Annotated in this window: 12 protein-coding genes and 1 riboswitch; of the genes, 8 read left to right on the top strand and 4 right to left on the bottom strand. The window is 35.9% G+C overall.

Translation table 11 applies throughout. The annotated features are described in order from the left end of the window. Window positions 1-28 precede the first annotated feature (28 nt). Both F6K40_RS20030 and F6K40_RS20025 read left to right on the top strand, forming a co-directional pair. Window positions 29-1108 (top strand): NAD-dependent epimerase/dehydratase family protein, encoded by a 1080-nt coding sequence (locus F6K40_RS20030; protein WP_293138867.1) that lies wholly within the window; start codon window positions 29-31, stop codon window positions 1106-1108. After that, window positions 1109-1915 (top strand): WecB/TagA/CpsF family glycosyltransferase, encoded by an 807-nt coding sequence (locus F6K40_RS20025; RefSeq protein ID WP_293138866.1) that lies wholly within the window; start codon window positions 1109-1111, stop codon window positions 1913-1915. Here F6K40_RS20025 and F6K40_RS20020 read toward each other — a convergent pair. Together F6K40_RS20020 and F6K40_RS20015 are read right to left on the bottom strand one after the other, a co-directional pair. Next, the gene (locus F6K40_RS20020) at window positions 1912-3420 is read right to left on the bottom strand and encodes a sugar transferase (protein WP_293138865.1); all 1509 of its coding nucleotides are present in this window, start codon (window positions 3418-3420) and stop codon (window positions 1912-1914) included. The two genes, F6K40_RS20025 and F6K40_RS20020, sit on opposite strands and share 4 nt — an antisense overlap. Before the next feature lie 481 nt (window positions 3421-3901). Next, on the bottom strand, window positions 3902-4201 hold the full coding sequence (locus tag F6K40_RS20015) for a hypothetical protein (protein WP_293138864.1): 300 nt from the start codon (window positions 4199-4201) through the stop codon (window positions 3902-3904). Between the two features lie 1061 nt (window positions 4202-5262). On the opposite strand from F6K40_RS20015, the gene F6K40_RS20010 reads away from it, so the two are divergent. The 3 genes from F6K40_RS20010 to F6K40_RS20000 all read left to right on the top strand — a co-directional run bounded on the left by F6K40_RS20010 (window position 5263) and on the right by F6K40_RS20000 (window position 9020). After that, entirely contained in the window at window positions 5263-6447 is a 1185-nt protein-coding gene (locus F6K40_RS20010; RefSeq protein ID WP_293138881.1) for an iron-containing alcohol dehydrogenase family protein, read from the top strand. Window positions 6448-6496: 49 nt separating this feature from the next. After that, window positions 6497-7675: an aspartate aminotransferase gene (locus F6K40_RS20005; protein WP_293138863.1), complete on the top strand. Its 1179-nt coding sequence runs from the start codon at window positions 6497-6499 to the stop codon at window positions 7673-7675. A 562-nt stretch (window positions 7676-8237) separates the two neighbouring features. Then, on the top strand, window positions 8238-9020 hold the full coding sequence (locus tag F6K40_RS20000) for a nucleoside phosphorylase-I family protein (RefSeq protein WP_293138862.1): 783 nt from the start codon (window positions 8238-8240) through the stop codon (window positions 9018-9020). Window positions 9021-9679: 659 nt separating this feature from the next. Here F6K40_RS20000 and clpX read toward each other — a convergent pair. Continuing rightward, complete coding sequence (gene clpX, locus F6K40_RS19995) at window positions 9680-11041, bottom strand: ATP-dependent protease ATP-binding subunit ClpX (protein WP_293138861.1); 1362 nt, start codon at window positions 11039-11041, stop codon at window positions 9680-9682. Between the two features lie 664 nt (window positions 11042-11705). Further along, a riboswitch (cobalamin riboswitch) is annotated at window positions 11706-11880 on the top strand. Window positions 11881-11903: 23 nt separating this feature from the next. Between clpX and F6K40_RS19990 the strand changes: the two genes are divergently transcribed. From F6K40_RS19990 to cobW, 3 genes are all read left to right on the top strand, one after another. Then, window positions 11904-12584 carry a HupE/UreJ family protein gene (locus F6K40_RS19990; protein ID WP_293138860.1) on the top strand — a complete coding sequence of 227 codons (681 nt, stop codon included), beginning with the start codon at window positions 11904-11906 and terminating at the stop codon, window positions 12582-12584. Between the two features lie 145 nt (window positions 12585-12729). Beyond that, window positions 12730-13134: a DUF1636 domain-containing protein gene (locus F6K40_RS19985; RefSeq protein ID WP_293138859.1), complete on the top strand. Its 405-nt coding sequence runs from the start codon at window positions 12730-12732 to the stop codon at window positions 13132-13134. Window positions 13135-13334: 200 nt separating this feature from the next. Next, window positions 13335-14381: a cobalamin biosynthesis protein CobW gene (gene cobW, locus F6K40_RS19980; RefSeq protein WP_293138858.1), complete on the top strand. Its 1047-nt coding sequence runs from the start codon at window positions 13335-13337 to the stop codon at window positions 14379-14381. A gap of 859 nt (window positions 14382-15240) precedes the next feature. Here cobW and F6K40_RS19975 read toward each other — a convergent pair. Further along, entirely contained in the window at window positions 15241-15831 is a 591-nt protein-coding gene (locus F6K40_RS19975) for an EF-hand domain-containing protein (protein ID WP_293138857.1), read from the bottom strand. Window positions 15832-16648: the final 817 nt, after the last annotated feature.

Genomic DNA, 16648 nt, shown 5'->3' with positions numbered 1-16648 from the left:
AAAGTTTTTAAACAATAAGGAGAAGAGAGTGAGCGTTGCTATTATTACCGGTTCAGCAGGCTTAATTGGTTCGGAAGCTTCTAAATTCTTTGCTGAAAAAGGCTTAGATATTGTAGGAATTGACAATAATATGCGCCAAGTCTTTTTTGGAAAAGATGCTTCGACATCCTGGAACCGAGAAAGATTAGAAAAATCTTTAGCTGGAAAATATCGCCATCTCAATATTGATATTCGAGATACGGAAGCAATAAATAAGACTTTTCAAGAATACAATTCCAACCTAAAATTAATCATTCATACTGCAGCCCAACCTTCCCACGATTGGGCTGCTAAAGATCCGCAAATGGATTTTACTGTTAACGCCAATGGCACTTTAAATCTTCTGGATGCTACTCGCAATTATGCTCCAGAAGCACCTTTTATTTTTACTTCAACTAATAAAGTTTACGGTGATACCCCCAACCGCTTGCCTCTGGTAGAATTAGAAACTCGCTGGGAAATCGAACAAGGCCATACTTATGAACCTGGCATTCGTGAGGATATGTCCATAGATAATTGCCTGCACAGTTTGTTTGGGGCATCTAAAGTTGCTGCTGATGTTCTGGTACAGGAATACGGACGCTATTTTAATATGCCTACGGCTTGTTTTCGTGGGGGATGTCTGACAGGGCCAAACCATTCTGGCACTCAATTACATGGGTTTTTAGCCTATTTAATGAAATGTACAGTGACAGGCAAACCTTATACTATTTATGGTTATAAGGGAAAACAAGTCCGGGACAATATTCACAGCGAGGATTTGATTAAAGCGTTTTATGAATTTTTTCAAGCCCCACGGGTGGCCGAAGTTTACAATACTGGTGGCGGACGACATAGTAACTGTTCGATGTTGGAGGCTACCCAAATGTGTCAGGAGATTGCGGGGCAGAAGTTAAATTCCACTTATGCTGAAGCTAATCGTATTGGGGATCATATTTGGTGGATTAGTGATAATGGCAAATTTAGCAGCCACTATCCTAACTGGAAGATGAAATACGATGTTAAAGAAATTCTCAAAGAAATTTACGAGTTTAATAAAGAGCGTTGGTTGAAAGAGGGGGAAACATAAATGATTGATGGGGGAAAAAAAAATATTGCTGGCGTATTGGTGAATGCCCTTGATTACGAAGCAGCTGTGTTCAAAATTATTGAAGCAGCTAAGGCCAAACAACCGATGGCTGTTTCTGCATTGGCCGTTCATGGAGTGATGACGGGGGTACAAGACCCTACCCATCGGTATCGTCTCAATCATTTCGATCTGGTTTGTCCCGACGGTCAACCAGTAAGATGGGCTATGAACTTGATGTACAAAACTAAGCTCAAAAAACCCGTTACTGGTCCTAACTTAACTTTGCTGTTGTGTGAGCAGGCGGCTGCTGAAGGGTTGCCGATTTATTTTTATGGTAGCAGACCGGAGGTTTTGGAGGCTTTATTGAAGAGGTTAAGCGATCGCTATCCCAACCTTGTCATAGCTGGAACTCAACCTTCTAAGTTTAGAAAAGTTTCTCCAGAAGAAAAGCTTGAAATTGCTAAGGAGATACGCGACAGCGGGGCAGCTATTACTTTTGTGGGTTTGGGTTGTCCGCGCCAAGAGGTATGGGCTTATGAGTATCGTGAAGCCCTATCAATGCCACTGTTAGCTGTTGGAGCGGCTTTTGATTTCCATGCCGGATTCTTGTCCAAAGCACCAAAAAAAATGCAAGCTCTAGGTTTGGAGTGGTCTTATAGACTTATCCAAGAACCGAAACGCCTTTGGAAACGCTATCTGCTTTTAGGTCCTTATTATATTTGGCTAATAATCTTGCAGATGTTAAAGTTGCGCCAATTTGACCCCACAAATTTGCCACAACCTCAGCAAGAAATCCTTTACGGTTAATATGCTCCATCAGGGAATAATACTACTTTAATTGTCTTGAGCAAAATCATAAAATCAAGGGCTAAAGACCAGTTATTGATGTACATCATATCCAAACGAAAAGCATTCTCAAAATCAATAATATTTGAGCGACCAGAAACTTGCCACAAACCTGTAATTCCTGGCATAACGTTATGGCGAATTAAGTGATGCTCTGAAAGTCCTTCAAAATCTCGAAGTGCTAAAGGACGAGGACCAACCAAGCTCATTTGCCCCATCAGAACATTAAATAGTTGAGGGAGTTCGTCCAAACTAGAACGACGTAGAAACTTCCCAATCTTGGTGATGCGGGGATCGTCTTTCATTTTAAACAACACCCCCCCTTTAATTTCGTTTTGTTCCTCAAGTTTTTTGTGCAATTGCTCTGCGTTTCTTACCATGGTGCGGAATTTCCAGAGCTTGAAATGACGGCATCTGAGACCTACTCGTGTTTGTTGATAAAATATAGGTCCTGGGGAATCTAATTTGATTAAGATTGCAATTAGTAAAAAAAGAGGAATAGCGAAAATGAGAACTAAGGTAGATAAAACTAGATCGAAGCTACGCTTAAGCCAATAGTCGCTGCCAATAATCATTGGAGGGCTAAATATAATTGTCGGCATACCGCCAATCATATCGATCTTGGGAACTTGGCTGGGAATATTTAAGCCTACAGGTAATACCCGCAAATGAATGCCCGCAGTTTTAAGACTCCAGTAAAAATCCATGTAGTTTGGTATTGATTCCCAAGAACAGACAAAAATTTCTCCCACTTTTTGTTGAGATATATCTTCTAAAATCTTTTGCCAGCGATGCAAATTTTCTTTGATAGATAAATCTATTTGCCCTAAGATTTTATATTCTTTATTACCGACTAATTTCAGAGCAATTTTTGCCACTAAAGTATCTTGAGCAGTACCCACTAAAAAAATTTTTTTAGGTAATTTCCCTCGTCTACGAATATTTGTAATATTTCCTTCTAGAATTAAACGACCTGCTAGTACAAATATCAGATTAAATAACCATGCAAGTAAAAAAGTAGAACGAGAAAAAATTGCTTCTGGTTCATAAAGGAAAGCTAGGAATAGTATAATTACTTGGGCAAAAGTAAGACTTTTAATTAACTTAAAATATTGACGACGACTTTCGCGCTCCCCATACAATCCAGCAGCAGCAATACTATTTAATGTAATCAGTAAAATTGATAGTAAAAATCCTGGTCGATCCACAGAATTTCCGACTAAATCAAAAGATGGAATTGCTGAGAAAATATTGAAATTATTACTAATCCACTGAGCAGTTTTCCAACAAATAGATACTACAATCGCATCTAGAAAAACAAATAAAATTGTACGCAACCAACCCACCCTAGTACCAGGACTAAGACTGAGAATTCTTTGAGGAGCACGTTGGTCGAATTTACTTTTTTGAACATCAGGAGTTATCGGCTTTTGTGAACCCAATATTTTTTTATTATCCTTAAACATCTTGTAATATCCATGATTTTTGCAGAAATTTAAGTTACTCTCAATACACCCTCTATCTAATTTTACTATCTAATACGACTAGGGTAAGTAATTATATATAAAATTATTGACCTGTATTTAGTTAGCAGTAAACAGTTACTAATTAGAGCTATTAAGTTTGACCGCACTATGTATGTGCAAATAGCGAAGTAAAGTTTTAATATTAATTTCTTTTCCCGATTTCCTAGTCTCTACTGTCCCATAATTTTGTATCTCATCAACTTGAAAACTACTGTAAGATGCCATGCTGAATAAATTCAAGGGCAACTAAAAAAGATTTTTTCAGATTTTCTATAAATTCAGCTTTAGTCCAACAGAAAAGTCTCTAACTAACTGACTTATTATCAATAATATAGTTATACAGAAAGTTTGATTTCTTAACCTTGATTTTTCGGCATAAATGCTTATATGTTTTGTAAGCATTTAGCTATTAAATTATTGATTATCTACCAGCGTTACGCTGTAAAGCAGTTATTCTCTGAGAATTAGCAAATACTCCTTCTCCTTGCATTTGATTTATAGGTGGTTTAATTTCAATTTTCATAACTTTTTCAGTAGAAATACAAACTGTTTGATCTATTAAATGAAAGGTAATCCAAGGCTGTTTTAGTAATTGTTGTAATTGAACTTGAAATTGTTGTGCATTAATGGGCAAATTGAAGGTTTCTGTGTGACCATCTATATAATAAAATGTTACTTCTGTACTGCTTTCTTGGGCGTATTTAGCAAATGAACCTTTCATTTTCTTTAGCTCCTAAATTTGATTAGTTAATAATTAACAATTAATAATTACATTTTCTGTAATATAAGGACTGGCGTAAGCATTCAGCAGTCAGCATTCAGCTATCAATTTCATTCTCTTGAGAGCAGGGATTGGCATCTTCGTGATTTAAAAGAATTAAAAGTATGAGTAAAAGCTCATGCTTGCTCCATTTATTAAAAAGCTTAGAGCTGAAAGCTAATAGCTGAATGCTTACGAATTGGCTAAAAGAAAGTTTTTTCTTTGATCCCTTTTATATTTGTTCAGAAAATTTGCTAAAAAACATATCCTCACTTCACTTTTTATAGCAGGGAACAGGGAACACTTAACTGGGAACAGTTGGAAAAGTGTTTCCTACTCTAAGATTCATCATCAGTCCATGTCCTAACCAATTCTTTCTTAGCTATAACATCAAAAGGTATTTAATAAAAACAAATATCTGCTCAAACTAACAAATATTTATAAAAGTTAAATTATCTTGAAAAATTTATGTGACTATGAAGTATGAATGGATTGAAATTACTGTCTATGAAAGCTGAAGTAGATTTAAAAAATATCTCAAAAAAGTGCTGGAAAACTTGGTAAAAGAATATGTAATTAATTTTGTGTAGATGCTTATCCTAATTACTGAAATTTCAAAAATTAAAAAGTATTTAATCTTTCCTTTCTGGAATGCTCCCCAAACATTGTGAACCCATTTAGATTCTTAGAAGGGGATTTAAACCTCTCCTAAAATTAACGGACTTTTAGAATCAGGGATTTAAACCCAAGATTTTCCGTTCCAGAATGCTTCGCTTGCCAGACATCTCTATCAATCCACAATTATCTAGGCTGATAGCTAATAGCTAGTTAAAAAAATATACACCCATCCTACTCGTACAAAATAATTATATTTTACATAGTTGACAATCACAATATTCAGAATTTTTAGTATAAACTTTAATCTAGAAAAAAATTATTAAAATTTTTCGAGAAAACCTGACAAATATAACAATAGTTGCCTATACTCAATAAAATTGACTCGAATAAGTGCCTTAGTTGCCATGATTAAATTTAGCAATATTTCCCAACCAGCCACAACTTTATTATCCCTAAATATCGCTCCAGCCCAAATTATTCGAGGGAAAAATGCTCTGGCCAAATCAGGAGAGGCGATCGCCCGTCTAGGCAATAATCCCCTGATAGTTGGAGGCGATCGCTCTCTGAACATTATCCAACCCTATCTCCAAGCTTTACTACAAAGCCATAACTTAAAATTTACCCAGGCTAACTATGGCTCAGATTGTAGTGAAGCAAGCTTGGCCAATCTTCGTCAAACTGTAGCCAACCAAAAAGCAGACCTAATAATTGGTATTGGTGGTGGCAAAGCTCTCGATACAGCCAAACTCCTAGCTTACCAATGTAATTTACCCATAATCACCATTCCCACCTCAGCAGCTACTTGTGCAGCTTGGTCAGCATTATCAAATGTCTACTCAGACCAAGGCGCTTTCTTATATGATGTGACTTTAGCTAGATGTCCAGAATTGCTCATTCTGGATTATGGGATTATTCAAACTGGGCCTCTCCGGACTTTAATAGCTGGTATTGGAGATGCGATCGCTAAATGGTATGAAGCCTCAGTTAGCAGTGGCCACTTAGAGCAAACAATGATTATTGCTGCGGTCCAACAAGCCAGAGTATTAAGAGATATCCTCTTTCAAAAATCAACTGCTGCCCTGGAAGAACCAGGAGGTGAAACCTGGCAAGAAGTCGTAGATGCAACAGTATTATTAGCAGGTTTAATTGGGGATATGGCCGGCACACAATGTCGGACTGTAGCTGCCCATGCTATTCATAATGGTCTAACTCATTTGTCTGCCAGTCATGGCACATTACATGGAGAAAAAGTTGCTTATGGTATATTAGTTCAGCTAAGGTTAGAAGAAATGGTACAAAACAATCAATTAGCTGTAACTGCCAGACAACAACTGTTAAAATTCTACAATCAGATTGGTTTACCAAAAAGTTTAAGTGACTTAGGCTTGAAAGAAATCACTTTATCTGAATTATGCCATGCTGCTGAAGTTGCTTGTAATCCAAATTCTAATATTCATCAACTACCATTTAAAGTAGTTCCAGAGCAATTAGTAGCAGCAATGGTTTCTACAACTGTCCCAATGGAGCTAGAGAAACAAAATTTTCCAAGTAATTTAGATGTTGATACTACCACAAATTCTAGAACTTAGATTTGAGGTACTGATAACTGATAACTGATAACTGATAACTGAATAATATATGTATTCGATTAACCCAGCAGACAGGGTACAAGCACTACCACCTTACGTTTTTGCTCGTTTAGATGAACTAAAAGCTCGCGCCCGCGAACAAGGATTAGATTTAATTGATTTGGGAATGGGCAACCCCGATGGGGCGACTCCTCAACCCGTTGTCGAAGCTGCCATTAATGCTTTACAAGATACTGCTAATCATGGTTATCCACCTTTTGAGGGTACTGCTAGTTTCCGCAAAGCAATTACTGATTGGTATTTTCGTCGTTATGGTGTAGAGCTTGATCCTGATGGAGAAGCTTTACCACTTTTGGGTTCTAAAGAGGGTTTGACTCATTTAGCTTTGGCATATATAAATCCAGGAGATTTAGTTTTAGCACCTAATCCTGCCTATCCCGCACATTTTCGAGGTCCTTTAATTGCTGGTGGTAAGGTTCATAGTATTTTGCTGAAACCGGAAAATGATTGGATTATCGATCTGGGAGATATTCCTGATAGTGTTGCACAGCAGGCAAAAGTTTTCTTTTTTAATTATCCTAGTAATCCCACTGGTGCTGTAGCTCCACGAGAATTTTTTGAGGATATTGTTGCTTTTGCCAAAAAGTATGAGATTTTGCTAGTTCACGACTTATGTTATGCTGAGTTGGCTTTTGATGGTTATCAACCTACCAGTTTGTTAGAAATTCCTGGAGGAAAAGATATTGGTGTTGAGTTTCACACTATGTCGAAAACTTATAATATGGCTGGTTGGCGCATAGGTTTTGTTGTGGGTAACTCTCATGTTATTCAAGGGTTACGGACTTTGAAAACGAATTTGGATTATGGTGTGTTTAGTGCTTTGCAGTCAGCAGCTAAGACTGCTCTGCAATTACCAGATGAATATTTATATGAGGTTCAAGAACGTTATCGCCAACGTCGAGATTTTCTGATTCAAGGTTTAGGGGAGTTAGGTTGGAATGTGCGAAAAACTCTGGCAACTATGTATTTATGGGTTCCTTGTCCGCCAGGAATAGGTTCGACTGATTTTGCTTTATCTGTTTTGCAAAAGACTGGAGTAGTGGTAACTCCTGGAAATGCTTTTGGTAGTGGTGGTGAGGGTTATGTAAGGATTAGTTTAATTGCTGAGTGCGAACGTTTGGGAGAAGCATTACGTCGGTTTGAGCAAGCAGGAATTTATTATAAGTAGATATTGTAAAAAATAATATAGAAACTTTTTATGAAACGTCTCTACTTGGCTTTCCGAAAAAGTTTTTCTAGTTTGTGAAGGCTTTGTTGCATGAAAGTAGCCATAGAAAATCCGTTCCGCTTTTCGGTTGTCAGATCCGACATGAAAGGTGAACCTAGTGGCAGCTATATCACCCTCTTTCTATAGATTGATGCGCTACCATTTATTGGCCAATAGTTAAACGCATCAAAGCCTTTACAGGTAAAAGTTTCAGCCCTTTTTTTGTCAAAGATTGATGTTTGATTTATTTATTGGACAATAGTTGTAGAAGTATGAAGTACATATGCTAGGCTATTGTGCGGTAACTATATGTTTTCATACAACAAAGCCGTTTGTGAATTATGTTTTGTGAACCTCGTATAGGTTTTCTAGGAACGTTTTGAATCAAATATTCCCGAAAATATTGTCAATAATTGCTAATGAACTATCAATGCTGTTTTCGGCTTGGCATCAGTTTCTACTACCTCCATCAGTTCTGCTTCGCAACCTGTGAAGTCTACGTATAAAAAGTTAATGTATCCCCATGAAATTCACCAGATATGAAAACGTCATTATCAAGAAACCTCTCTCAGCAATAGGTATTGTTTGCTCCAATCCTCAACGTACTCAGCGTCTGGTTAACCGTTATTTCCCAGAGGCTCAATTGCATACTGATAGTTGGGGCATAGTTATCTACACAGGTAGTTATCAGGGGCATGATATGTTTGTTGCCAGTGTACCAATGGGTGCTGGTGGCTCTGGCTTTGCCTTTCTGGAAATGTATGCTGCTGAGGCTCACTATATTCTTCGTTACGGCTCTAATGATCGATATGTAACTCCAGATAATCTTAGAGACATTAATATCATTGATGAAGTTAATAACCTTTATGGCTTGATGCGCGATTCGGGTATTTCTGCTTCACAATGGGGAAAGAGTCTTTTTGCTTCTCCCTTACTCGTGGAAAGTCTTCGGCATCAGGCAGAATTACTGTCTTGCCCAGTACAATTAATGATTTGCCATCATGTCGAAGATTATCACGCCTATAATTACCCTGAACTAATCGGTGAAAAAACTGATAATGTTAAAAGTTTGATTAATACCTTAGAAAGCAGTACCCAGAAAAAGAGTGCCTGGGATATGGAAACTGCTGCTTTGTTCTGGCGAGCAACACAGTTTGAAAAACACGCAGTGACAGTTCTACAGTCCTTAATTAAGCATCGGGGTGAAACGACACCTTATGAAGGAGATTATGGACGTATAGCAACAGAAATGGAACAAGTCTTTGGTCAGTTAATTTTGGACAGCTTAGTGGCGATCGCTTCTTAGGAATTGGTATGAGTTCGCTCATTCTTGCTAATAGGCATTTAAAATACGTTCTAGCTTAGTGGGAGTTGGCAGTATGAAAATAATTAGGGTTTGCTGAAAAAGTATTTTTGCTGTTTCTAGTAGTCAGTAGTCAGTAGTCAGTAGTCAGGAGAAATGGGAATTTTATGAGGATATAGTTGGAAAAATTGTCCCTCAATTTTTCTGCCATAATCATCCCAAAATAGTAGCTTTTTGAGCTTTTACCGCCAAAAAGTTGGTACTTTTTAAGGACTCAAAAATGCTAGAACATTTACCTGTCAATACTTTTATATTTAATCAGCAAGCCCTAATTAGACATAGTTAGGCATCACAAGATATTTGTTGTGATGCCCTTTTTTTCTATATTTCTAAGAATTGATTTGTAAACTTAGCTGAAAGTCTTACATTACCGGAAAATCAAGGTATAAAGCCTCTCCATTCATGGAGAAAAAAGCAGTCAAGGGAAGAAAAAAAAATTCCTTTTAGCCAATCCTCTTCTTTATAAGAAGAGGTAATTATTAATTATTAATTATTAATTATTGAACTAGCTTTTAGTAAGTTTGTGATTACTCGACGATAGCTCGCTAAGCGTAAGTAGAGCAAGAAATTCAGCCTTTTAATATTTACTTTGTAAATTAGCTCTAAGCCGACTCATGTTTTTTATGCCATGTAGGATGCCATAATAACTCAGCAGTAGAACGTTTTTCTACCATTTCTTTAGTGATACTGCAGCGGGTAACATCTTCACGGGATGGTAATTCGTACATAACATCTAACATTAATTCTTCTAAAATACCTCGTAATGCTCTAGCTCCTGTTTTACGTCTATATGCTTCTTGAGCGATCGCCGTGAGAGCTTCGTTTTCAAATTCTAACTTGACATTATCCATCTTTAATAATTTTTGATACTGCTTAACCAAAGCATTCTGTGGTTCGGTTAATATTTTCATTAATGCAGTTTCATCTAATGGGTCAATTACTGTTAAAACTGGCATTCTTCCAATAAACTCTGGAATTAAACCAAACTTTACTAAATCATCTGGTTCTAAATTTTTCAGTATATTAATATTCCGTTTTTCTTTTGATGGTAAAGCTATACTACCTTGATTAATATTTTCGTTCTGAATAAAACCCAACGATTTTTTTCCCTGTCGTTGTTCAACAATTTTTTCCAGACCTACAAAAGCACCACCACAAATAAACAAAATTGAGCTAGTATCAAGCTGAATAAAATCTTGATAGGGATGTTTACGCCCACCTTGTGGGGGAACATTTACTACTGTCCCCTCCAATATTTTTAATAAAGCTTGTTGTACGCCTTCTCCAGATACATCTCGCGTGATAGAAGTATTTTCACTTTTACGGGCAATTTTATCTATTTCATCTATATATATAATTCCTCTTTGAGCAGCTTCTATATCCAAATCTGCTACTTGCAATAATCTTAACAAAATATTTTCTACATCATCTCCTACATAACCAGCTTCGGTAAGGGTAGTTGCATCTGCTACTGCAAATGGTACATCTAGTAGTTCTGCTAAAGTTTGAGCTAATAGAGTCTTGCCACAACCTGTCGGACCCATCAAGAGAATATTAGATTTTTGTAATTCTACATCAGAGTCAACACTCTTCTGGGAATTATTTTTTGTTTGACAACTCAGACGTTTGTAGTGATTGTATACTGCGACTGACAGCACTTTTTTAGCCTGGTGTTGTCCAATTACATGAGCATCTAAATATTGCTTAATTTCCGTAGGTTTGGGAACTTTTTCTAAAGGAATTGTACTCTTATCTAAATGCTTTTTATTTTCTGATTGTGGCTCCATTAGACTAGCCGAAGCGTTATTTTTGTTAGACTGAAATAATTCTTCTTCTAATATCTCGTTACAAAGTTCTACGCATTCATCGCAAATATAAACACCTGGACCTGCTATTAATTTGCGGACTTGATCTTGGGACTTGCCACAAAATGAGCATTTAAGGTGAGAATCGTATCTGGACATATTTGTTTTTTTCCTTGGTTATGGTTATCTTCGTTTGTGAAGGGGTTAAGTCGTGATTATTTGAGGATGAGTGTTTTCGTACTACTCCTGTAGTTATTTTTTATGTTTGATTGTATAATTTTTACCTCTATCTTAAATTATATAAGATAATTTTAGGCATTCTAATTTTAAATAAAATTCAATAAAAATAGATCGAATGATTTAATTATCTATAAAATAGCAATTTGGATTCAAAAGGCTGAAAATTTTATAAAAACTGGTTTATGGCTTGATTTTCTAATTCTTAGTATTAACATTTTTTATGTCCATTTACTGGTATAGCGCTACGCGAAGCGGGAATAGGGAATAGGGAATAGTAAACAGGCACAAGGGTTTTTCTTATAGGGAAATGCTCCGCAAACAGGATTTAGAAATGTCCTAATCTTTGCTTCGAGTGCTATATAATTTATTTCTTATCTGAAGAGACTTTCAGATTCTGACTTATGTAGTGTATACGTTACTAATTTGAAGGCTGTTTTACCTACCTACTCAAAATGTATTAGTTTTCTGGCTAGTCTGGATTTAGATGTTGATCTGCTAGCTTGAAAATATTTTTTAAGAATAAAATGTTGAAATTTTTGTAAAAATTCAAACTGACTTGACTTACATGAGAAATTTTGTGATATATTTATAACCCTATGTGGGTTCTAACGGGGGTCAGTCGTTAGAGGCAAGGGGGAAAGTTTGGTGTAAATCCAACGCTGTCCCGCAACTGTAAGATGATTTAAGATTTGAAATTTTTGAAATGTAAAATCTTAAATTTATTAAGCCAGAATGCCCGCCTACATTTAAGAAAAATAATCAATACATCTGCGAGGTATGGATGGTATATAAACATAGTGAGCCTAGAAAAAGTAAGTTGGGTAATCAGTTTAAGACAATTAGGTCTATTCTAATACTTACTTGTACAAGTTTAATTTTCTTCAGCACCATAAAATCAGCAATGGCTCACCATCCAATGGGAGGAAAAACGCCAGCTAATTTTTGGGAAGGTTTACTTTCTGGAATGGGACATCCCATAATTGGTATCGATCATTTGGCTTTCGTAGTAGCAGTGGGATTAATAGCAGCAAAAATCCCTAATGGTATATTAATACTAGCATCTTTTCTCGCTACAGCAATGCTAGGAACAGGTATTCATCTTCTCAGTATCGATCTGCCTTTGACAGAAATAGCGATCGCCCTTTCAGTAGTTGGTTTTGGTGCAATGTTAGTTTTGAAACCAACCCTAAAGACTTCTCTACTAATTATGTTTGCTGGGGTTGCTGGTATATTCCATGGTTATGCTTATGGAGAAGCAATTATTGGTGTAGAAATGACACCATTATTAGCATATTTGATAGGTTTTACTGCTGTTCAATTTTTTATAGCATTATTGGCAATGAAGTGTGCGGAATTAGTGAGTAGTTATTGGGAAAATCAATTCTTTTCGTTAATGCGTTTTTTAGGTTTAGCTATAAGTGCTATTGGAGTGGTGTTTTTTACAAGTGCTATCTTAGGCTAAAACAACGTTTTTCAAATTAGTCAGGTACATTCCAGAGCAACAATAAAACCTAAAATTTTTACCTGTTTTTACCTGGCTAATTTATTCATAATAATGGCTGTCAAACTATTCAATTTATCCTATAAATTTTATCAAAAAAAACGAAATGTCAACGCCACATATTCTATTTGTTTGTACTACTTGTGCAAGTGTTTGGCAAGATGGAAAAAGACAAGGTATTAGTGGGGGAGAAAAACTACTGAAACAACTTTCTCAACAGCATAAAAATTGGCAATTAAGTAATAACTTTTCTATCAAACCAGTGGAATGTATGAGTGCTTGTAGTCACTTTTGTGCTGTTTCTTTTGCTGCTCCTGGTAAGCATACTTATGTATTTGGAGATATACCTTATCAAACTGAAACTTTGTCTGAAGTGTCAGCAGCATTATTAGAATTTGCAAGTCTTTATTATTCTCAACCTGATGGGTTATTGTCTTGGTCAGAACGACCTGAAAAACTAAAAAAAGGTGTTTTGGCAAGAGTTCCACCGTTAACTTTTGCAGAGACTTAAGAAATATATATAGCAATCCTAAATTGGTAGTGACAATTTTTATAATAATTAATTTGAGTTGATCGCCTTTACAAGGTTAACTAATACTAGAAAAATATTACAACCTAAATAGGATTGCTATAGCATTTCCCAAATTTATGAAGTACAGTTTTTTTCTTCTTTTCTGTTCCCTATTCCCTATTCCCTAAAATAATAAAATTATGAGTGCTAAAATTCCAGTTACTGTAATTACAGGTTTTCTCGGTAGTGGTAAAACTACGACAATTCGCCATTTATTACAAAATAATCAAGGTCGTCGCATTGCAGTTTTGGTAAATGAATTTGGCGAAGTTGGTATAGATGGAGAGTTGTTACGTTCCTGTCAAGTTTGTGATGAGGAAGATGTTAATAATAATATTTTTGAACTAACAAATGGTTGTCTTTGCTGTACGGTACAAGAGGAATTTTTTCCGACTATGCAAGAACTATTAAAACGTCGAGAAAAAATTGATTCTATTTTAATAGAAACTTCTGGGTTAGCATTACCAAAACCTTTGGTACAAGCATTTCGTTGGCCGCAAATTAAGACTTCTGCTACGGTGGATGGAGTTGTTACTGTTGTTGATTGTGAGGCGGTGGCAAATGGTAGTTTGGTTGGTGATATTGATGCTTTGGAAGCTCAACGTCAAGCTGACCCAAATTTAGACCATGAAACTCCTATTGAGGAGTTATTTGAAGACCAGTTAGCTTGTGCAGATTTGGTGTTATTGACTAAGGTTGATATGGTGGATAAAGCTATTTCTAATAAAGTGCAAAATTGGTTAAAGGAACAGTTGCCTCAAACTGTGAAAATAGTTCCTTGTATCGGAGGAGAAATTAATCCAGATTTATTGTTGGGTTTTAATGCTGCTGTTGAGGATAATTTGGATTCTCGTCCTAGTCACCATGATACGGAGGAAGAACACGAACATGATGATGAAATTAATTCTGTAAATTTAATTTTGGAGCAAGAGTTTGAACCGAAGGAGTTAGTTGAAAAGTTGAAAGATTTAGTGGCAAATTATGAGATTTATCGGATTAAAGGTTTTGTGGCAGTGCCAAATAAATCTATGCGTTTAGTTTTGCAGGGGGTAGGCGATCGCTTTGATTATTTTTATGACCGTCTCTGGAAAAAACAGGAAGTTAGACAAACTAAGTTGGTTTTAATTGGTCGCCATCTAAAAGTAGAAAATATTCAGTTGGAGTTGGGTAATAACTTCTCTAATTAAGTAATTAAGTGAAATATTTTATCCCCTCTTTTCGGGGATAGATATTTGAATGTTTAATTCTTGGTATTTAATTTTGGGGTCGGAGCTAGTTTAAAATTTGAAAGATTTAGTGGTAGATTCTGAGATTTATGGGATTATAAGGTTTTGTTGAAGCCTTAAATAAGTTTATTGGTTTGGTTTGGCTTGACAAGAGGTTAGCTTGTTCTTTTACTTTGATTATGTTTATGACTTTTAAAAGGGTTAGTTGAGCAATCGCTTGATATTTTTAGTGTTTACTGTTGAATAAAAAGTCTAGCTTATGGACGAGTTAACCCCACTAACATAATACTATCAGAGTTAGTTTGAGGATGCAAGCTTTATTTTTTTCTGGCGTCAGTTTTTGGGAGCTTCAGAGAATGAAAATGTTGGGTAGTTAAGGGAATTTTGACGGGAAAGGCGATCGCTTGAATTTCTCTAAAGATAAATGACTAATTTCTCTCCCTTGATGTTCTCGTAGTTTGATAGGTTAACTGCTTTGTAGTCGAGGAAAGTAAGAAGGAAGCTATATTGATTTTTTTTAGGTGGCTATCTAAGAAGCAAGTTAACTAAAATCGGTACTGCTTAACCAGTAGATATTTGGAATTTAAACGCCACTATATATAGTGTTGGGTTTCATTCTTGAACCCAACCTACTTTTAGTTGAGATATTAACTTTTAAATTTGCTTTTTTCATTCTTCCAGAAACTCGAAATAATCTGTGACAAAACACTTGTGAAAAAACTTGAGTAGTTCTATAGAGGTAGTTAGGCAGGTCGGTATAACTTCTTTTTTAGATAAATATTCCGACCAAAACCTCTACTCGTCGACCATTACTAAAGTTCTATGAATCGAGTAACTGTCCATAAGGAAGAGGAGAATTATCTTTATCACCTCCAATTTCAAACCAGTAGCGTCTATGAGCTTCGATAAACTCCTCACGACTAATTGAACCTGACTTATCTGAGTCAATGCTATCAAAAGCTTGGTCAGCTTGGTCAGGTTTTTCTATTCCGGTATATATTGCTAGGTACTTTCGGTACTCTTCGCGAGATATTTCCCCAGAATGATCGGTGTCAATAATATCGAAGAAAAGCTCGTTTTTATATCTAGCTACTTCATATTTTTGATCTGGTGATTCAACTAATGATAATGATACGGCCTGTGCAGCATTAGCAATCAAATCTTCTTCACTAATTCGAGTGTTACTATCAACTGGTCCTCCTCCAGCCATAAAATTTTGAAACAGAGAATAACACATCTCGCGAATTTTTTCATTCATTGATGAATCATTTTGAAGTTGAATTAAACGATTTGCAATTTCTTCAAAGTCGGAGAGAGTTAAAACCCCATTTTTATCCACATCCATAAGTTTGAAGTAAGTCTTAATTCTGGTACGCCAAACACTGGATGATGAAAATTGTTCTGGAGACATTTCTACTTATTAAGTCAAGAAAACTATATGAACGTCTTGATATTATCATTATCTATAACGTTTGAGTTAATTTAGTTGTAATTGCTCATTAGCTAATTAGATGTAGGTTGGGTTGAGGGACGAAACCCAACAACAATCTTTCTCCCCTACTTCCCTACTTCCCTACTTCCCTACTTCCCTACTTCCTACAGCACTTTTCAGATGAAATGATCCACTAGGTTTTGCCAGGTAGGCTCAACCTACTGCTAATTTTTTTCTTGATTTTTTCAAAAATTGAGCTGATAGCTGAATACTTATACCAATTCACTTTAAAGATATAACAAATAGTTTCAAATTCCAGCAGAATTATTAGATTAATTTTTCAGTCTTTCTCTGCTCAAAATGCTAATTTTTTCAGAGTTTTAGACTAACAATCTGGTAGTTTTTTCAATTCCAAAAATGTGAAATTCTTGATTATTAATAGATAAGCATTCAGCGGTCAGCTCTCATCTTTGAGTTATTAACTCGTGTCACAGATCATTTCAGTTATCAGCTTTTTCAGTAGCTTTTGTAATCAAGAGGTTGGAAATACTGATTGGCAGAATTCTTAGATTAATTTTTCAGTCTTTCTCTGCTCAAAATGCTAATTTTTTCAGAGTTTTAGACTAACAATCTGGTAGTTTTTTTAACTCCAAAAAGGTAAAATTCTTCATTATTAATAGATAAGCATTCAGCGGTCAGCTCTCATCTTTGAGTTATTAACTCGTGTCACAGATCATTTCAGTTATCAGCTTTTTCAGTAGCTTTTGTAATCAAGAGGTTGGAAATACTGATTGGC

The sequence above is a fragment of the Okeania sp. SIO3I5 genome (genome assembly GCF_010672085.1).
In the GTDB taxonomy this organism is placed as follows: Bacteria; Cyanobacteriota; Cyanobacteriia; order Cyanobacteriales; family Microcoleaceae; genus Trichodesmium.
The sequence above is the reverse complement of the archived record's forward strand: the minus strand, read 5'-3'. Positions and strand labels throughout refer to the sequence as shown.